Here is a 17,996-nt window from a genome sequence, read left to right on the forward strand (position 1 = left end):
AATAATATCACAGATTTCTTTTAAACTACAAGTAGTAGCTAAGTATTTCTTTTATAAGTAAGCTCTTAGTAATCCTGCCTACACCGCCAGGTACTGGGCTAATTGCAGATACTTTATCAACTACATCATCGAATAAGACATCTCCTGTTACTTTGCCAGATTTATAATTTGTAGAAATATCTACTACTATATTTTGAGAATTAAAATAACTAGAATCAAAAAAATCTGCTTTCCCTATTGCAGTAAAAATATACTTATTATTCTTTATCAAAGATTTTAAATCTTTAGATTTAGAATGGGCAATAGTCACTGTCGCATTTTCTTTAAGTAGCATTAGGCTAAGAGGTATTCCAACCACTTGAGACCTATTGATAACAAGACATTTTTCACCAGTTAAATCGTATCCATAGAATTTTAATAGTTCTAATGAAGCTAGAGCTGTTATAGGAACATGTCCAGAAAAATCCAAATCATAAATTTTAGCTTTACTTCTAAAATTAACAGCATCTAGATCCCTTTTATAATCTATTATGTCATCAAGTTTTGATTCTAATTCTTTATTTTTAAATGGTTTTAATAAGAGTATGCCTCCTATGGAATCATCATCTAAATATTTTTTAACTTGATCTATGATTTCATTTTCATTATCATCTTCATTAAAAATTAACTTAATATATTCCCCACCATAGCTATTTATAGTTTTTTCAAGAGATTTTTCATAAAGAATAGAACCGTAGTCATCACCAACTCGTATGCTTAATAGTTTGACCTTAATATTCTTTTCTTTTAGCTCTTGTAAAATTTCAAAATTTTCTTTATTTATTTTATTTTCTAAATCTATCGCTTTTAATAACATTTAACACCTTATAAAAAAGCTTCCCTTAACGGGAAGCTAAATTTCTAATTATTCACCTAAATTATCAAGGTCAATGTCGATTAGATCTCCAATTGTTGTATTAAATTCATCTTGTTTTGGTTCGATAATTTCTGGTTTAAATTCTTTCTTTGGTCTTTCTTTTTTAACTCTAGGTTTTTCTTCTTTCTTTTCTGGTTCTGGAAGAAGAGCCTTGATTGAAAGAGATATCTTTTTATTTTCTTCATCTATATCTGTAACTTTAACAGTTACTTCATCGCCGATATTTAGTATATCAGCAGGTTTTTCGATATGATCTCTTGAAATTTGAGATACGTGAAGAAGTCCATCAACACCTGATTCTAATCTTACAAAAGCTCCAAAATCAAGTAGATTTACAACATGTCCTGTAACTGTATCTCCAACTTCAACTGATGAAACAAATTCATCCCAAGGTCTTTTAGTAGTTTGTTTTAATCCTAGTGCAATTCTATTTTTTTCTTCATCAAGGTTTAAAATTTGTACTTCAACATTTTCTCCTGGAGCTACTACTTCTGAAGGATGTTTAATTCTATTCCAAGACATTTCTGAAATATGAATTAGTCCATCAACTCCTCCAACATCTACAAATGCTCCAAAGTCAGTAAGTCTTTGTACTGTACCTTCAATTACATCACCTTCGTGAAGTTTTGAAAATACTTCTTTTCTTGTATCTTCAAATTGTTTTTCTTCTATATTTTTTCTAGAAAGAACAATTCTTCTCTTAGCCTTATCGAAATCTATAATTTCACATTCAAGGTCTTGACCAACGAATTTATTTAAATCTCTTTGGAATCTCATAGCTACATGTGAAGCAGGTATAAAAGCTTTTAGACCATCTACATCTGCAGTAAGTCCACCTTTAACTACATTCTTAACATGAGCAACTACATTTTCCTTATTTTCGAATTTTTGTTCAAACTCGTCCCAAACTTTCATAGCTTCAACTCTTTTATGAGATAAAACTACATTACCATCACCATCATCAATTTTAATTACATAAACTTGAATGGTATCTCCTGGTTTAAACAAATCAGATGGTTTTACATCAGGGTTTGAAGATAATTCTTCTCTTGAAACTATTCCATCAGATCTGTATCCGATGTTAACCATAATTTCATTGTCGGTTACATAAAGGACTTCCCCTTCTACTATTTCGCCACGTCTAACTCTTTTAAATGAGTTTTCAATGGCTTCCATCATTTCATTGTTGTCAAAATTTTCCATACTACTAACAGCCTCCTTGATTACTGAATCCGGAGTGGATGCTCCGGCAGTAATACCAATTTTATTAAATTTTTTTAACTCGTCAAGATCTACCTGATGAATATTTTCTACTAAATATACATTATCTAAATATTCTTTGGCAACGATAGCGAGTTTTTTCGTATTTGAAGAATTTACTCCTCCAAGAACGATCATTGCGTCAACTTCTTTTGCAAGATTTTTGACTTCATCTTGCCTAACTTTAGTTGCACTACAAATAGTATTATAAACTAAAACGTCATCTTTTAAAATAGCTTTTATGATATTTGTTACATTTTTAAAGAAATTTTGTTCATTTGTAGTCTGAGAAACAATAATTGACGGTTTTATTTCTATATTTTTAATGTCATCTAAATTTTCAATTATTATACCTTTATCATCACAATAAGAATTAATTCCTATTACTTCTGGATGATCTTTTTTACCTATAATAATTATCTGTCTATCTTCTTTATATTTTTCGACAATTGTATAGACATATTTAACTTTTGGGCAAACACAGTCAATTATTTCATTTTCATCATTTATTAAATCCTTAAGTATATTTTTATGAACTCCATGGGATCTTATAATTATCTTCTTATTTCTTATATTTTTATTATATTGTTTTACACCTTTAGCTGCTAATTCTTGTACAACATCTTTGTTGTGTACCAATTCCCCATAAGCGTAAGTATTATCTGAAGCATTCTCATTGGCCAATTTAACAGCTCTCTTCACTCCGAAACAAAACCCTGCTGATTTTGCTAATAAAATCTCCATTTAATCACCATAATAAACTTTTTTCATTATATCCACTGATAAATCTAAGTAGTCTTCATTAGTAAGCTTAGGGACATCTGCAAAATCTATCGGATCTCTAACTAAAAGTCTCATCTTTCGAAATATTTTATAATCTCCCTCTATATATATTGGTACAACCTTAGATTTTGTCCTTTGAGCTATCATTGCTATTCCAGGTTTAACTTTTGATTCATCAAATTTTCCAACTCTTGTGCCTTCTGGAAATATGCCTAGCACAGAGTTATTTCTTAAAATAACCATAGATTTTTTTACTGCGGCAATATCCGCAATATCTCTATCTACAGGAAATGCTCCAAGTTTATATAAAATCTTTGCCAATAACTTATTTTCAAAGAGTTCTATCTTTGCCATCCAACTAATTTTCCTCTTTATAAGGGAACTTATGAGGAGTGGATCCTGAGCATTTTTATGATTTGCAATAATTATTACAGGTCCATCCAAAGGAATTTTTTCAGATCCAATTATTTCTATATTAAATACAAGCTTATAAATTATAAATGTTATAGTCTTTAAAATTGTATAAAACATTTAATCACCTACATATGACAAAATTTTATTTACTACATCTTCAACAGTCATTTCACTGGTATCTATATAGTTTGAATCTTTGGTTATTTGCAGCGGCGAATTTTCTCTAGTTTTATCTCTCTTATCTCTTTCTTCAATTTCTGCAATAAGCTCATCTAAAGTTATTTTGCTGTCTTTACCCTTTAAATCATTTAATCTTCTTTTTGCTCTTACCATTGGATTTGCATCTAAATAAAATTTATATTCAGCATCTTTTAATACAACTGAAGTGATATCTCTTCCCTCCATTACACAAGAAACTTTATCAGCAAGTTTTCTCTGTAAATCTACTAACTTTTCCCTAATTTCTTTATCTTTTGAAACTTTTGAAGCCAGACTAGAAATCTCATTTGTTCGAATAAAATCAGAAATATCTTTTCCATTAATAAATGTTCTCTCTTTTTTAAATTCTATATTAATCAAATCCATCTCATTCTTTAATTCTTGAAGAGATAAATTATTTTCATTCATATAGAATGCAAGAGCTCTATACATAGCCCCTGTATCAATATATTCTATACCTAATGTCTTCGCTAATTTTTTTGCAATTGTACTCTTACCTGATCCTGCTGGACCATCTATTGCTATCTTCATATGTCCTCCGAAATGCTCTTGCCGCATAGCGCTCCTGTTGACCACGCTATTTGTAAATTAAATCCACCAGTTACTGCATCTAAATCAAGTACTTCTCCTACAAAATATAATCCCTCTACTAATTTGGATTCCAAAGTAGATGGATTGATCTGTCTTAAGTCAATTCCTCCTTGAGTTATAATTCCAGTTGAAATATCCATAAGAGATTTAAAATCTAATTGATAATTTTTAATAATCTTTACTAGTTCTTGTCTCTTAGACTTTGTCATTTGATTGACAACTGTATTTTGATTTCCACTTTTATTAACAATTATTGGAATTATAGCTTTTGGCAACAATTGGTAAAGAGCATTGACTACTAATTTATTTTTATTTTCCTCAAAGTCTCTAAGTATTCTTGCATCTAATTTTTCTTCATCTAGCCCAGGTTTAAAATCAATAGATAACTTAACTTTATCTTCATCATTTATAAAGCATGATGCAGAAAGAACTAGTGGTCCAGTTATACCAAAGTGAGAAAACATCATTTCTCCTATATCTTCAAATATAATTTTCTTATTTTTCTTAACTCTAAACTTTACATTTTTTAAACTAAGTCCAGTTAAAGAATCTTCTGGATTGTTTAACATTATCCCGCATAGACTAGCCTTAAGCTTTGTAATTTTATGTCCAAATGATTTTGCAAATTTATATCCGTCCCCTGTCGAACCCGTCATAGGATAAGAGATTCCACCTGTTGCAATTACAAGTTTATCAAACTCTTCTCCATCGATTATAAATTTATCATTTTCTTTTTTTATATTTTTTACGTTATGATTTAACACTACTTTTACATTATTTTTATTGAGAATTTTTAAAAGTGTAGCTAGAACATCCGAAGATTTATCAGATTTTGGAAAAATCCTGCCTCCTCTTTCAACCTTTGTTGTAAGACCATTCTCATTTAAAAGTTTAATAATATCTTTGTTGTCAAAATATTCAAACGCAGAGTAAAGAAACTTTTTATTTTTTACAATATTATCAAAGAACAGATCCTTTTCGCAATCATTAGTAATATTGCATCTACCTTTTCCAGTTATAAATAGCTTCTTTCCAATTTTTTCATTTTTTTCAAATATTGTTACATTGTTATTTTTTGACGCAAATATTGCAGCCATCATTCCAGCAGGTCCAGCGCCTATAATAGCTATATTTTTCATAGTTTCTCCGCCAAATAAACAATCGGAGGATTATTTATTTGATTATAAAATTCATTTTTTAAAACTCTAAATTTCTTTTGACATAAATTTTTAAAAAAAACATCAGTAATCTCACTTTCTTCAAATGATCCCTCATGTCCAATATACTGAGCAAAAAATATTACTCCTCCAGTCTTTAAAGCTTCTACAGAAATTTCTAAAGCTTTAGTTAAAGTCTGTCCATCAGTAATTATTTTTTTATCAGAGCCTGGTAAATATCCTGTGTTGAACACTATTAAATCAGGACTGTCTTTTAAATATCTATCCATATTGGAATGAGAATCTAAAATGAGATTATACCTATCTCTACTAAAAGTTTTTAATTTTTCCAAAGAAGATTCTAACGCCATTTCTTGAATATCAAAAGATGTTACATGAGCATCTGTATATTTCAATATACTATATGTGTCGTTTCCATTTCCTAATGTAGCATCAACACCATAAGAAAAATTATTTTCTTTTAATAGATTCAAAAATATATGTTTAAAATTATAACTAATCATATAGATTTTAACTCTTTAATTTCTTCATTTGTTAAGTATCTATATGCCCCAATTTCAAGATTTGCAAGTTCTATTGGTCCAAAACTTATTCTTTTTAATTTCTTGACAGGATTTCCAATTCTTTCAAACATCTTTTTAACCTGTCTGTTTCTACCCTCGTGAATAGTTACTCTTACTATTGAGTCAGACTCATATGATTTTAAAATTTTAATTTCAGATTTGCTTAACTTGTAACCATCAATGGTAATTCCATTTCTAAGTTTATCCAAACCAGATTTTGAAGGAGTTCCTTCTACAGTTGCTATATATACCTTATCAATTTCTTTTCTTGGATGCATTAATTTATTTGCTAATTCTCCATCATTTGTAAGTATTAATAGTCCTGTCGTGTCAATATCTAGTCTTCCTATAGGATATATTCTTTCATCATTTGGAACTAAATCTACAACTGTTTTCCTATTTTTTTCATCCTTAGCTGTAGATACAATTCCTATTGGTTTATTAATCATTACATAGGTATATTCTCTTACTAATTTTAATTTTTTGTCATCAAAGTAAACTTTGTCTTTCAATGGATCTACTTTATATCCTAGTTCAGTGACAACCTCTCCATTTACTTTTACTCTACCATTTAATATTAACTCTTCTGACGTTCTTCTAGATGCTACACCAGCATGAGCTAAATATTTTTGTAATCTCATTTTCCCTCCAAGAAAGTTAGTTCTTCATTTTCTTTAAAATTATCTACTTCTGGTAAATCTTCAATTTTTTCCAGACCAAACTGTTTTAAAAATTCTGAAGTTGTCCCATAAATTATTGGCTTACCTATTCTATCTAACCTTCCAACCTCAGTAATAAGATTTAAGTCAGATAGAGTTTTTAAAGTGTAGTCACACTTAACTCCTCTTATCTCTTCTATTTCAATCTTAGTTATCGGTTGTTTATAAGCAATAATTGAAAGAGTTTCCATTGAAGCACCTGAGATATTCTTTTTATTTCTATCTACAACAAAATCATTTATATAATCATATATTTCAGGTTTTGTACCTATTTGCACAGAGTCATCAATTCTTATTATTCGAAGGCCTCTAGATGAATTATCCATATCACCTATCATTTCATCTATATATTTATTAGTTTCTTTTTCAGATATCTCTAAAGATTTTGCAATTTCCGAAACTTTAACTTTGTCGCCCCAAGCGAATAAAATCCCTTCAATTATAGCTTTGAAATCCATTCTATCTCCTTAATATTAGGATATCACTTAGATCTTCATTCTGATCTAATGTAATCTTTCCATTCTTTGCTAATTCTAATATTGCTAAAAAATATGTGATTATATTTTCTAGACTTTGATCTTTTACAACTTCAATAAAACTAAGTTGTTTACAAATTTTTAATTTTTCTCTTATAATATTCATAGCCATTTTGTTAGTGAAAAGCTCTGTTCTAATAGTATAGTTCTTTTCTTCGGCTTTCATATTTTTAATAATATTAGAAAAAGCAATAGCTAGTTTATCTGTCGTTAAATTTTTTATAAAATCAACATCATCTATAGATGCAAAATCTTCTTGTAGTTTATAAATACTCCTATTTTCAAAATCATGGGATGTCTTTAAAATATTAGAAACCTCCCTGAATTTTTCATATTCAAGAATTTTTTGAACTAACTCTTGTCTTGGATCCTCTGTCTCCTCTTCTGATTCATCTTCATCTTGATGTTTAGGTAGTAGCATCTTAGATTTTATCTCTATAAGGGTCGCAGCCATCAATATAAAGTCGGATGTAATATCCATGTTTAAAGTCTTACTCAAGTTTAAATATTCTAAAAACTGTTCAGTTATTAAATGTATCGGAATATCATAAATATCAACTTCATTTTTTTTAATCAAGTCCAACAGTAGATCCATTGGACCTTCATATGACTTCAAACTAATATTGTAACCCAAATTTTAACTCCTATATTAAAGAAAAAATTGACTATAGACATTATTATCGGACTTATTATTTTACTTACTACTCCTGTCATTACAAGTATAAAAAGTGCAAAGTAAAAATATCTTTCATATTTATATACTAAGTATTTCGTGTCATCTGGCATAAATGATAGCAAAATTTTAGATCCATCTAGTGGTGGTAGAGGAACAAGGTTGAATACTCCAAGCATTACATTGTACCACATTACCATCATTACAAATCTATTTAAAAGTTCATAACCAGAATTCTTAACCATTAGATATGCATAGATTATTGCAAATAGAAAAGCAAATACAAAGTTTGTTACTACTCCTGCTATAGAAATAATAAACATGCCTATATTTTTATTACCTTTTATTTTACTCATGTTAATTGGAACAGCTTTTGCCCAACCAAATCTGAATATAACCATTGCTAAAATTCCAAGAGGATCTATATGGTTTAAAGGGTTTAAAGACAATCTTCCATCATCTTTTGCCGTGCTATCTCCTAGCATGTATGATGCATATCCATGAGCTATTTCATGTGGTATTATGACGAACATAAGAGCTATTGCTGTTACTAAAAAATCTTTTATGTCAGGCGTCAAAATACCCATTATTCAATCTCCTTATAAATTAACTTGTAAGGTTGACTATTTTTTTCGCCTATTTTATAAGCTTTTTTAATATTTTTTATGGCATTTACTACTTCATCATCTTTATTTGTGTAAATAGTTGCAAGCAAATCTCCTTTGGTTACTTCATCATCAATCTTTTTATTTAGAACTATTCCAGAGCCAAGATCAAGAACTGTATCTTTAGTTATTCTACCTGCTCCAAGATCTCTAGCTACCTCTCCAATAAGTAATGCATCGATTGATTTTACATAGCCATCACATTCTGCATAAACCTCTTGTTTTATATTAGATAATTTAAATTTTGAAGGATCTTTGATATAAGAAGAGTCTCCTCCTTGTTTTTCAACAAGTTCTACTAATTTTTCCAATGCTAATCCATTTTTAACATTTTCTTCAAGTAAATTAATGGCTTCTTCTTCACAAGTACATTTTCCACTCATCACTAGAAGCTTAGATCCAAGTTTTAAACATAGATTATACAAATCCCTAGGACCATGTCCTTTTAGTGTTTCTATAGCTTCTATAACCTCTAATGAGTTTCCAATGGCATATCCAAGTGGTTCTTCCATAGATGTAATCAATATTTTTGTATGTCTATTAAATTTCTTGCTAACTTCAATCATCATTTTTGAAAGTTCTTCAGCCATTTCTAAATCTTTCATAAATGCGCCAGAACCAACTTTTACATCAAGCACAAGACAATCAGCTCCCATAGCAAATTTCTTACTTAAAATTGATGAAGTTATTAAAGAAATATTATCTACAGTAGCAGTGATATCTCTTAAGGCGTATAACTTTTTATCTGCTGGTGTTATATTAGAAGTTTGCCCAGCTATAGCTATCTTAATTTCATTAGTGTTATCTATTAATTCTTCAGTTGAAAGATCTATGTGCATTCCTGGAATTGACTCTAGTTTATCCAAAGTACCACCAGTATGACCTAGCCCTCTACCGCTCATCTTCGCAAAAGGAATACCAAGAGATGCTACCATTGGTCCTAGAACAAGAGTCGTAGTATCTCCTACTCCCCCTGTAGAATGTTTGTCCACTTTTTTACCTTCGATTTTTGATAGATCTATTTTATCTCCTGACTCTATCATTGCTTTTGTAAGAGTATATGTTTCAGAAACATTAAGTCCTTTAAAATATATTGCCATGAGAAGTGCAGCCATTTGATAATCTGGAATTTTATCTTCAGTAAAATCATTAACTACATATTTAATTTCCTCATCGGTTAAAATTTGACCGTGTTTTTTCTTTTCAATAATATCGTAAATATTCATCTTAGATTTCCTTTAAAATTTCAGTAATAAAATTCTTAAATGTATTTTTAACTCTATTAGATACTTCTATAACCTCTTTGTGATCAAGAGGTTTATCTAACATTCCAGCTGCCATGTTGGTTATACATGAAATTCCAAGTACTTTTACTCCCCTATGATTAGCTACTATTACTTCTGGAACGGTACTCATACCTACTGCATCTGCTCCAACTATCCTCGCAAATTTAACTTCAGCTGGTGTTTCATAAGTAGGGCCAGAAAACCACATATAGACTCCTTCTTTTAAATCCATATCCAATTTCTTTGCTACAGCTTTTGCGGTATTTCTTAAATCTCTATCATAGGCATAGGATTGATCCAAAAATCTTGGCCCTACAGAGTCATCATTCGGTCCTATTAATGGATTTACTCCAGCAAAGTTGATATGATCAGAAATAAGCATTAAATCTCCAGGATTAAATGTTTCATTCGCACCACCGGCAGCGTTTGTAACTATAAGTGTCTTTATCCCTAAGTCACACAAAACTTTGGTTGGATAGACAACTTTTTCTATACCAATTCCTTCATAGAAGTGAATTCTTCCTTTCATAGCTACAACTTCTAGATTACCTATATTACCAAAAATAAGTTCTCCACTGTGTCCTTTAACAGTTGATATAGGAAAGTTTTCAAATTCTCCGTATTTAATTACTACTTTATTTTCAATATTATCAGCAAAATCTCCCAAACCAGATCCTAATATTAATCCTACTTCAGGAGTTTTATTAATTTTTGATTTTATATATTCTATTGATTTATCCATTATTTACCTCTACTAAATTTATCATAAAAAAGTATTGATGAAATTGTTTTTCCATCCATTATTTCTCCAGATTCTATCATACTCATAGTTTCTTCTAACGGCATTTCAACTACTTCTAGATTTTCTCCTTCATCTAGATTTTGACCTACAAATTCTAAATCCTTTGCGTAAAAGATAGAAAGTTTCTCTGTACAAAATCCGGGAGTAGAATAAAATTCAGTCAAATATTCAATGTTTTTTGCTCTGTATCCAGTTTCTTCTTCTAATTCTCTTAGTGCTGCATCTTTTGGATTCTCATCATGTTCTATCATTCCTGCAGGAACTTCGTAAATAATTTTGTCCACAGAAATTCTATATTGTTTAACAAGTAAAATCTTGTCATCGTGGATTGCAACTACTGCTACTGCATTGTCGTGAAGCACTATTTCCCTTTTGGAATACTTTTGATCAGGTAACTCCACTGTGCTTAACTTAACAGATAAAATTTTTCCTGAATAAACTTTTTCAGACTTTATTGTTCTTTCTATAATCTCCATCTCATTCTCCTCTAAGCATCTCTTTAGCTGCTTTTATTGTATTGTCAGTTATAACTGGACCGCCTATAAGTCTTGCTATTTCATCAATTCTTTCATCATTTTTAAGTTTTAAAATATTTGAAACGGTCTTATCTCCAACTTCTTCTTTATAAATCTTAAAGTGTGAGTCTCCTAAAGCTACAATCTGTGGCAAGTGGGAAATCGCAATTATCTGTCTCTTCTTTGAAAGTTCTTTTATCTTTTTACCTACAATATTCGCGGTAAATCCACTCAACCCTGTATCAATCTCATCAAAAATAAGTGTTTCTATTTCATCATAATTTGAAATGATAGACTTAAATGCGAGCATAATTCTGCTCATTTCTCCGCCAGATGCTGTCTTTGCTAAACTTAAAAAATTCATTCCCAAATTTGTTTTTATAAAGAATTCAGCATTATCAATACCGTTCTTGGTAAGATTTTGCTCTTCAATCTTTATCATAAAGTCAGAATTTTTTATATTTAAATCTCTCATTTCAGATTTTAATTTAAGTTCTAGATCTTTTGCCGTTGACTTTCTCTTGCAGCTTATATTTTTTGCAATTTCATAAGCTTTTTTATATAAATCTTCCTCTTTGATTTGCAAATTAGATAGAATAGATTCTAAATTTTCAAGTTCATTTAATCTTTCTTTAGTTTTAGAATAGAATTCTTCTATATCAGCTAAAGTATTGCCATATTTCTTTTTAAGATTATTCACTAGGTCCAATCTACTCTCTAAGTATCTCAAATTATCTTCATCGACTTCTTCTGTTGAAAGTTTTCTATTTAAATATAATGAAATGTCTTGAATTCTATATTTTATATCTTCTAATTCACTTATTGTATCTTGGTAAGTTTCATCATATTTAGAAATATTTAACATCTCTCCAATTGCAGAATCAATTATGCTAAGAGCATCGTTATTTTCATAATCTGAATTTAAATACTCTTTAGCTATATTAAGATGAGCTATTATCTCAGACATATTATTTTGTTTCTTATAATCTTGTTCTAATTCTTCTTCATCATATGGAGATAAATTAGAAGAATCTATTTCATCAATTTGGTATTTTAGAACATCTAACTCCCTTTCCCTATTTTCGGATTTATCTTTTAGGCTATCTATTTTTTTTCTAATCAATGAAATTTCATTGATTAAGTTTTCAAGAATACTTAGATTTTCTGATTGTTCTTTGCCACATAAAAAATCAAGTAATTTAAGTTGATTCTTTGTATCCATCAAAGATTGACTCTCCTCTTGGGCAAATATATCAATAAGATTTTCTGTAATTTCATTTAGAACGTTTAGAGTAACAGCGGCTCCATTAATTCTAGAAATAGATGGACGATCTAATTTAATAATTCTGTTAATAACCACCAAATCTTCTATCTCAATTCCAAGATTTTTTATTTTATTCTTTATCTGTTCACTTGATGTAGAAAAAACTGCCTCTACATATGCACTTTCACATCCAGCTTTGATCATTTCTTTATAGGCTTTCCCACCAAGTACCGTAGAAAGAGCATCTATGATTATTGATTTTCCTGAACCAGTTTCACCAGTAAGAATATTTAATCCATCTGTAAATTCTATGGTAACATCATCTATTATTGCAAAATTTTGAATTTTTAATTCAAGTAACATATATCACTCCAAGTTTTCGCTTCTGAGCAAAACATCATCGATTATTTTTTTATCTAGTGCTTCTATTTTATTATTTTTTAACAAGACTAGAAATTCAACATTTCCCTTTGCGCCTTTAATTGGACTATAGGTTAAATTTACTGGAGAAAACCCAATATCTATAGAAAAATTAAATATATCTTCAATTACATCTTTTCGTGCTTTTATATCTCTAACTATTCCATTCTTTCCTACTAGTTCTTTTCCAACTTCAAATTGTGGTTTAATTAGTGCCACGATATATCCATTCTCTTTTAATATTTCTTTTGCTACAGGTAGCACAAGTTTAAGAGAAATAAAAGAAACATCTATAGATATAAAATCAATTTCATTTGTTATTAAAGATTTATCCAGATATCTAATATTTGTTTTTTCCATAACTACAACCCTAGGATCTATCCTAAGTTTGTAGTCAAGTTGGTTATAGCCAACATCTATCGCATATACCAATTTAGCACCATTTCTAAGCATAACATCGGTAAATCCTCCGGTAGAAGCTCCAATATCAACAGCAGTTACATCTTCTAAATCTAAATCGAAATAGTCTATTGCTTTTTCTAACTTTAAACCTCCACGAGAAACATAGTCTACCTTGGATTCTTTGATAGTGATCTTTTCATCTTCATCTATCTGTTCGCCCGGTTTTTCGATTCTCATAGTGCCTAAAAGCGCTCTGCCTTCCATTATTATTCTCTTTGCTTTTTCTCTAGATGGTGCAAGCCCTTGTTCAAATATTAAAACATCAGCTCTTTTTTTTGCCATTACTTACTCCTGTTTAAAAGATCTCTAGCAATGTTCTTTAATTCATCGGTATTTCTATCTATCTCTTCCAAATAATTAATTGCTTTATTATATGTCTTCATAAGCAGGCTTTCCAATTCTTCCTTGCTAACAAGCTTAGATAATGTAGCAACATCACTATTTAAATCATCTTCATAATCTAGAATATCATCCTTAATTTGATATTGAAGTCCTAGTTGTTCAGCATATCCTTCTATTGAAATCAGCTCTTCTGGTGTTGCTCCACCCATTATTGCACCTACAGCTAAAGGGGCTTTTATAAGCGCACCTGTCTTAAGTTTGTACATTGTTTCAACCTCTTCTAAACTCATTTCATCTACTGAAAGGTCTATGTCTATTGTCTGTCCGCCGACCATTCCTTGAATTCCAGAGCTTGAAAAAATATATCTAAATGATTTTATAGCTCTTTTTAATTTTATTGGATCTGTTATACCTTCTAATTCTTTGGCTACAACTTCAGCAGCTAAGTTTAATAAACCGTCACCTGCCAATATAGCTATAGCTTCATTATAAACCTTGTGATTTGTTGGTTTTCCTCTACGTATATCGTCATTATCCATTGCTGGAAGATCATCATGAATTAAACTGTAGGTGTGAATATATTCTAAAGCTACAGCAAATGGAATAATTTCAGAGAAATTTTTTGAATCATCATTAAAAATACTATAACTCACAAGAGCTAGAATTGGTCTTACTCTCTTGCCTCCAGTTGATAGTGAGTATTTCATAGATTCATAAATCTTTTTTTGAAAATCATCAGTAGTTGGAATATTGGTATATAAATTTTGATCGATTATATTTATAAGTTCTTCATACCTATTTGTTGTCACGACTAAATTCCTCCAGTTTTATTTCTCCGTCTTGATTTTTAGAAAGAATTTCTACTTTATTTTCATATTCTTGCAAGAGCTTACTGCAGTTTTTATAAAGTGCTATTCCTTCTTCGTATTTTTTTATTGATTCATCTAAACTTAAGTTTCCGCTTTCCAAATCTTCAACAATCTTTTCTAATCTCTTTACAGATTCTTCATAACTAAGATTTTCCATTTATTTCCTCACTTTTTCTATACTTGTAACCTCTAAGTTAAGTATTCCATCTTCCAATAAAGATTTAATTGTACTTCCTACTTCTACATCATTTACAGATTTTATAAGTTTACCGTCTTTATAAATTCCAAAATTCTTTCTATGTTCCATATCTAATTTTGATTTTAAAATATTAAGTTTTAACAAATTATTCTGTAATTTTGAATCAATATTTGACTTTATCTTAGATTCAATAGAATTTATATCAATTCTAAGATGCTTTATTTTAAAATAAAGATCTCTAAGAGATATTTCGTTATAAAGTGCTTTATTCTTTTGATATGCTTTGCTAATTTCAAGGAGTATATGTTTATCAAGCCTATTCTTATTGTAAATTAACCGAGTTTTTTTATAGTATAAATTATTTTGTAAAGATGCACTTATAAATCTATAGTTTTTTAAATTAATTTTGTGTCTATTTATATTTTCTGCAATAAGTCTATCTTTAAAATTTTTTAATTTTACAACTTCTAATCTATTACTAGTTATCCTTTCCTTGGTGGACCAAGTAATCCTATCTCTATATAAACTTAACTTATGTTTATTTTCGTTTATTAGTAAAACAGGAGAATGAGAATTTAAACCATATCTTAATCTTTGCAATTTTGTATCCCTAATCATTAGCTTGTTAGAAATACTAACATCCATTCTCTTTTTTAAATCAAAAATATTTTCAATCATATCAGACAGCTTACATGAGACAAGCTCTGCTGCTGCTGATGGAGTTGGTGCTCTTAAATCTGCGACATAGTCACTAATAGAGAAATCTATTTCATGACCAACTGCTGAAATAATAGGAGTGCTTAGTTTAAATATTGTCCTAGCAATATTCTCGTCGTTAAAGACGAATAGATCTTCTTTAGATCCACCACCTCGAGCCAAAATTATACAGTCAAGTTTCATTTTATCCAGAGTCTGAAGCCCTTCTATTATAGTTTCTGCTGCCCCTTCTCCTTGCACCAAAGAAGGATAAATTATAATATCTATATTTTTATTCCTTCTTTTCATTACATTTAAAATATCTGTAATAGCCGCTCCTGTAGGAGAAGTCACAACTCCTATCCTATTTGGAAACTTAGGTATTTGTTTTTTATGAATCGAATCAAATAGCCCTTCTTTGTCTAGTTTTTCTTTTAAAAGTGTAAATTTTCTAAGTAATGATCCTTCCCCACTTAGTTCGAAGCTTTTAACTACAAAAATGATTTTTGAAGTTTTTTCAGAAAGTGTAACTGCTCCAGTTATGATTAATCTATCTCCCTCCTCAGGAAATAATTCAATATCTGAGGTATCTACAACACTCATAAAACAATCTATCTTTGAATTGTCATCTTTTAATGAAAAAAATAGATTGCCTGAACTGTGTTTATTATAGTTACTTACCTCTCCTTCTACCGAAAGATCATTGATAAAATAATCTAATTTTAAATATTTCGATATGTAATTGGTTAATTCACTTACTTTTAAAACACTCATTTAAACACCAAGTACCCAGAGTGCCTCTGAGTACTTAACTTTCTTTTGCAAATTTTCTAAAAATTGTACCTAAAATTCCATTAATAAACTTAGGTGCCTCATTTGAGGAATATTCTCTAGCTATTTCTACAGCTTCATTTATTACAATGTTTGATGCCGTTGAAGTAAAGTATAATTCATAAACAGCAATTCTAAGTATCTGTCTATCAATATTTGAAATTCTTTCTAAGGACCAACCTTCAAGATTTGATTTGATAATTTCATCTATTTCTTCAAACTTGTCTATCATTCCCGAAATATGTTCTCGAATAAATTCGACTTCGTCTTCTTTTAAATCTGAATTTTCAAAATAAAAATCTAAAGCTTCATCAGAATAATCTTCATTTATATCCATTTGATAGAGAAGTTTCATTAGCCCTCTTCTAGCTACTCTTCTACTCATTAGGCTCTATCTTTTTCTGTGATATGGATGCCACTTACATGGACATTCACTTCTACTACAAATAGTCCAGTCATTGTTTCAACTTTTTCCTTGACTTCATCCTGAACTTTTTTTGCAATTTCTACTATATTGTTTCCAAATTCTACTGTTACATATATGTCGATTAATGCTTCTTTTTCACCAGCAGAAACTTTTACTCCACGATTTATATTTTTTACACCTAGTATGTCTGATACAGAACTTTTAAGGTTAGATTGTAGTCCTACAACTCCCTCAACTTCTGCTGCTGCATAAGATGCTATACTTTCAATAACTTCATCAGAAATTTGAATTGTTCCTTCTGAAATAGTGTCTACTAAATATTTATTTACCATAGCACACCTCCCTATCGTTTATTATAACAAAAAAAAGGCTGTAAAACAATAAAAATAGCCTCAATTGAGGCTATTCGTATTATTCACAACCTTCACAATTTTCATCATCACAACATGAATCAAAGTCAAAGTCGTCATCATCATAAAAATCAAAATCTTCTAAATCATCATAGTCATCATAATCAGAATCTTCGTTATAAACATAATCTTCAAGATCATCTAAATCTTCATCAACCATGGTTATATACTCTTCTAAATCTTCGTTTGATTCTTTCATTACATCTACAATGTCTTCTAGAACATCAACGATTTCGATTAGAAGTTTAGCTTCTTTTGATTCTTCGTCTAATTCAAATCCATCTGTTAGGCCTTGTAAATAGGCTACTCTTTTTAATAAATAATCCATATGTCCTCCTTATGCTCTTGACATATATTCACCAGTTCTAGTGTCGATTCTTATAACATCTCCTGTGTTAATGAATAGTGGCACGTTTAGTGTAAAACCAGTCTCTACTGTTGCTGGTTTAGATCCACCTGAAGATGTGTCACCTTTTACTCCTGGTTCAGTAAATGTTACTTCAAGTTCAACGAAGTTTTCTGGTGTAACTCTAAATGGTTTACCTTTATAAAAGTTGATAGTCGCTGTATCATTTTCACGAGTGAATTGAAGTGCATCTCCTACCATATCTTTGTCAAATGGAATTTGTTCGTAAGTTTCATTGTCCATGAAATAGTATAGTTCTCCATCATTGTAAAGATATTGCATTTCTTTAGTTTCTATAACTGCACGTTCAAATCTTTCACTTGGGTTAAATGTTGTATCTTTTATTCCACCTGTAAGTACAGATTTAATTTTAGCTCTTACAAAAGCTGCTCCTTTTCCAGGTTTAACGTGTTGAAAGTCTATTACTTCATAAACATCATTATCATATTCAAAAGTTAAGCCTTTCCTAAGATCTCCGGCTGAAATCATATTCTACCTCCTATATGTTTATCAAATTTATTATATCAATAAGTTTATCTTACTACAAGTA

Annotated in this window: 22 protein-coding genes; all 22 read right to left on the reverse strand. The window is 29.8% G+C overall.

Features of this window, described 5'->3' with window-relative positions:
* Positions 1-25: 25 nt before the first annotated feature.
* On the reverse strand, positions 26-856 hold the full coding sequence (locus HMPREF9225_RS07210) for a tetrahydrofolate dehydrogenase/cyclohydrolase catalytic domain-containing protein (RefSeq protein WP_008902287.1): 831 nt from the start codon (positions 854-856) through the stop codon (positions 26-28).
* Positions 857-904: 48 nt separating this feature from the next.
* Entirely contained in the window at positions 905-2,920 is a 2,016-nt protein-coding gene (locus HMPREF9225_RS07215) for a bifunctional 4-hydroxy-3-methylbut-2-enyl diphosphate reductase/30S ribosomal protein S1 (protein ID WP_008902288.1), read from the reverse strand.
* The gene (locus HMPREF9225_RS10260) at positions 2,921-3,490 is read right to left on the reverse strand and encodes a lysophospholipid acyltransferase family protein (protein WP_008902289.1); all 570 of its coding nucleotides are present in this window, start codon (positions 3,488-3,490) and stop codon (positions 2,921-2,923) included.
* Positions 3,491-4,123: a (d)CMP kinase gene (gene cmk, locus HMPREF9225_RS07225; protein ID WP_008902290.1), complete on the reverse strand. Its 633-nt coding sequence runs from the start codon at positions 4,121-4,123 to the stop codon at positions 3,491-3,493.
* Positions 4,120-5,322, reverse strand: a complete 1,203-nt coding sequence (locus tag HMPREF9225_RS07230; protein WP_008902291.1) for a BaiN/RdsA family NAD(P)/FAD-dependent oxidoreductase — start codon at positions 5,320-5,322, stop codon at positions 4,120-4,122. The genes cmk and HMPREF9225_RS07230 overlap by 4 nt, the downstream gene beginning before the upstream one ends.
* Entirely contained in the window at positions 5,319-5,864 is a 546-nt protein-coding gene (gene mnmM, locus HMPREF9225_RS07235; RefSeq protein WP_008902292.1) for a tRNA 5-(aminomethyl)-2-thiouridylate-methyltransferase MnmM, read from the reverse strand. The genes HMPREF9225_RS07230 and mnmM overlap by 4 nt, the downstream gene beginning before the upstream one ends.
* Positions 5,861-6,565: a pseudouridine synthase gene (locus tag HMPREF9225_RS07240; RefSeq protein ID WP_008902293.1), complete on the reverse strand. Its 705-nt coding sequence runs from the start codon at positions 6,563-6,565 to the stop codon at positions 5,861-5,863. Before HMPREF9225_RS07240 ends, mnmM begins: the two co-directional genes overlap by 4 nt.
* Positions 6,562-7,101, reverse strand: a complete 540-nt coding sequence (gene scpB, locus HMPREF9225_RS07245) for an SMC-Scp complex subunit ScpB (RefSeq protein WP_008902294.1) — start codon at positions 7,099-7,101, stop codon at positions 6,562-6,564. Before scpB ends, HMPREF9225_RS07240 begins: the two co-directional genes overlap by 4 nt.
* A 1-nt stretch (position 7,102) precedes the next feature.
* Positions 7,103-7,813: a segregation and condensation protein A gene (locus HMPREF9225_RS07250; RefSeq protein WP_008902295.1), complete on the reverse strand. Its 711-nt coding sequence runs from the start codon at positions 7,811-7,813 to the stop codon at positions 7,103-7,105.
* Complete coding sequence (locus HMPREF9225_RS07255) at positions 7,792-8,439, reverse strand: site-2 protease family protein (protein ID WP_008902296.1); 648 nt, start codon at positions 8,437-8,439, stop codon at positions 7,792-7,794. Before HMPREF9225_RS07255 ends, HMPREF9225_RS07250 begins: the two co-directional genes overlap by 22 nt.
* Complete coding sequence (locus HMPREF9225_RS07260) at positions 8,439-9,743, reverse strand: thymidine phosphorylase (protein ID WP_008902297.1); 1,305 nt, start codon at positions 9,741-9,743, stop codon at positions 8,439-8,441. The genes HMPREF9225_RS07255 and HMPREF9225_RS07260 overlap by 1 nt, the downstream gene beginning before the upstream one ends.
* A gap of 1 nt (position 9,744) precedes the next feature.
* Positions 9,745-10,545: a purine-nucleoside phosphorylase gene (locus HMPREF9225_RS07265; protein ID WP_008902298.1), complete on the reverse strand. Its 801-nt coding sequence runs from the start codon at positions 10,543-10,545 to the stop codon at positions 9,745-9,747.
* Complete coding sequence (locus HMPREF9225_RS07270) at positions 10,545-11,081, reverse strand: NUDIX hydrolase (RefSeq protein WP_008902299.1); 537 nt, start codon at positions 11,079-11,081, stop codon at positions 10,545-10,547. Before HMPREF9225_RS07270 ends, HMPREF9225_RS07265 begins: the two co-directional genes overlap by 1 nt.
* 1 nt (position 11,082) lies before the next feature.
* Positions 11,083-12,747, reverse strand: a complete 1,665-nt coding sequence (recN, locus tag HMPREF9225_RS07275) for a DNA repair protein RecN (protein ID WP_008902300.1) — start codon at positions 12,745-12,747, stop codon at positions 11,083-11,085.
* 3 nt (positions 12,748-12,750) lie between these two features.
* On the reverse strand, positions 12,751-13,548 hold the full coding sequence (locus HMPREF9225_RS07280; protein ID WP_008902301.1) for a TlyA family RNA methyltransferase: 798 nt from the start codon (positions 13,546-13,548) through the stop codon (positions 12,751-12,753).
* Positions 13,548-14,417 carry a polyprenyl synthetase family protein gene (locus HMPREF9225_RS07285; RefSeq protein WP_008902302.1) on the reverse strand — a complete coding sequence of 290 codons (870 nt, stop codon included), beginning with the start codon at positions 14,415-14,417 and terminating at the stop codon, positions 13,548-13,550. The genes HMPREF9225_RS07280 and HMPREF9225_RS07285 overlap by 1 nt, the downstream gene beginning before the upstream one ends.
* Positions 14,404-14,634, reverse strand: a complete 231-nt coding sequence (xseB, locus tag HMPREF9225_RS07290) for an exodeoxyribonuclease VII small subunit (RefSeq protein ID WP_008902303.1) — start codon at positions 14,632-14,634, stop codon at positions 14,404-14,406. Before xseB ends, HMPREF9225_RS07285 begins: the two co-directional genes overlap by 14 nt.
* The gene (gene xseA, locus HMPREF9225_RS07295; protein WP_008902304.1) at positions 14,635-16,146 is read right to left on the reverse strand and encodes an exodeoxyribonuclease VII large subunit; all 1,512 of its coding nucleotides are present in this window, start codon (positions 16,144-16,146) and stop codon (positions 14,635-14,637) included.
* Positions 16,147-16,180: 34 nt separating this feature from the next.
* Positions 16,181-16,588: a transcription antitermination factor NusB gene (gene nusB / locus HMPREF9225_RS07300; protein ID WP_008902305.1), complete on the reverse strand. Its 408-nt coding sequence runs from the start codon at positions 16,586-16,588 to the stop codon at positions 16,181-16,183.
* Positions 16,588-16,962, reverse strand: coding sequence for an Asp23/Gls24 family envelope stress response protein (locus HMPREF9225_RS07305; protein ID WP_008902306.1), 375 nt, complete (start codon positions 16,960-16,962; stop codon positions 16,588-16,590). Before HMPREF9225_RS07305 ends, nusB begins: the two co-directional genes overlap by 1 nt.
* Before the next feature lie 79 nt (positions 16,963-17,041).
* Positions 17,042-17,368, reverse strand: a complete 327-nt coding sequence (locus tag HMPREF9225_RS07310; protein ID WP_008902307.1) for a CD1247 N-terminal domain-containing protein — start codon at positions 17,366-17,368, stop codon at positions 17,042-17,044.
* 9 nt (positions 17,369-17,377) lie between these two features.
* Positions 17,378-17,935 carry an elongation factor P gene (efp, locus tag HMPREF9225_RS07315; protein WP_008902308.1) on the reverse strand — a complete coding sequence of 186 codons (558 nt, stop codon included), beginning with the start codon at positions 17,933-17,935 and terminating at the stop codon, positions 17,378-17,380.
* Positions 17,936-17,996: the final 61 nt, after the last annotated feature.

Source organism: Peptoniphilus duerdenii ATCC BAA-1640 (assembly GCF_000146345.1).
GTDB lineage: Bacteria > Bacillota > Clostridia > Tissierellales > Peptoniphilaceae > Peptoniphilus_B > Peptoniphilus_B duerdenii.

Bases quoted from the DNA above. Each gene is read 5' to 3' on its own strand.
- HMPREF9225_RS07210 (WP_008902287.1), bottom strand. From the start codon at position 856: ATGTTATTAAAAGCGATAGATTTAGAAAATAAAATAAATAAAGAAAAT.
- HMPREF9225_RS07215 (WP_008902288.1), bottom strand. From the start codon at position 2,920: ATGGAGATTTTATTAGCAAAATCAGCAGGGTTTTGTTTCGGAGTGAAG.
- HMPREF9225_RS10260 (WP_008902289.1), bottom strand. From the start codon at position 3,490: ATGTTTTATACAATTTTAAAGACTATAACATTTATAATTTATAAGCTT.
- cmk (WP_008902290.1), bottom strand. From the start codon at position 4,123: ATGAAGATAGCAATAGATGGTCCAGCAGGATCAGGTAAGAGTACAATT.
- HMPREF9225_RS07230 (WP_008902291.1), bottom strand. From the start codon at position 5,322: ATGAAAAATATAGCTATTATAGGCGCTGGACCTGCTGGAATGATGGCT.
- mnmM (WP_008902292.1), bottom strand. From the start codon at position 5,864: ATGATTAGTTATAATTTTAAACATATATTTTTGAATCTATTAAAAGAA.
- HMPREF9225_RS07240 (WP_008902293.1), bottom strand. From the start codon at position 6,565: ATGAGATTACAAAAATATTTAGCTCATGCTGGTGTAGCATCTAGAAGA.
- scpB (WP_008902294.1), bottom strand. From the start codon at position 7,101: ATGGATTTCAAAGCTATAATTGAAGGGATTTTATTCGCTTGGGGCGAC.
- HMPREF9225_RS07255 (WP_008902296.1), bottom strand. From the start codon at position 8,439: ATGGGTATTTTGACGCCTGACATAAAAGATTTTTTAGTAACAGCAATA.
- HMPREF9225_RS07260 (WP_008902297.1), bottom strand. From the start codon at position 9,743: ATGAATATTTACGATATTATTGAAAAGAAAAAACACGGTCAAATTTTA.
- HMPREF9225_RS07265 (WP_008902298.1), bottom strand. From the start codon at position 10,545: ATGGATAAATCAATAGAATATATAAAATCAAAAATTAATAAAACTCCT.
- HMPREF9225_RS07270 (WP_008902299.1), bottom strand. From the start codon at position 11,081: ATGGAGATTATAGAAAGAACAATAAAGTCTGAAAAAGTTTATTCAGGA.
- recN (WP_008902300.1), bottom strand. From the start codon at position 12,747: ATGTTACTTGAATTAAAAATTCAAAATTTTGCAATAATAGATGATGTT.
- HMPREF9225_RS07280 (WP_008902301.1), bottom strand. From the start codon at position 13,548: ATGGCAAAAAAAAGAGCTGATGTTTTAATATTTGAACAAGGGCTTGCA.
- xseB (WP_008902303.1), bottom strand. From the start codon at position 14,634: ATGGAAAATCTTAGTTATGAAGAATCTGTAAAGAGATTAGAAAAGATT.
- xseA (WP_008902304.1), bottom strand. From the start codon at position 16,146: ATGAGTGTTTTAAAAGTAAGTGAATTAACCAATTACATATCGAAATAT.
- nusB (WP_008902305.1), bottom strand. From the start codon at position 16,588: ATGAGTAGAAGAGTAGCTAGAAGAGGGCTAATGAAACTTCTCTATCAA.
- HMPREF9225_RS07305 (WP_008902306.1), bottom strand. From the start codon at position 16,962: ATGGTAAATAAATATTTAGTAGACACTATTTCAGAAGGAACAATTCAA.
- HMPREF9225_RS07310 (WP_008902307.1), bottom strand. From the start codon at position 17,368: ATGGATTATTTATTAAAAAGAGTAGCCTATTTACAAGGCCTAACAGAT.
- efp (WP_008902308.1), bottom strand. From the start codon at position 17,935: ATGATTTCAGCCGGAGATCTTAGGAAAGGCTTAACTTTTGAATATGAT.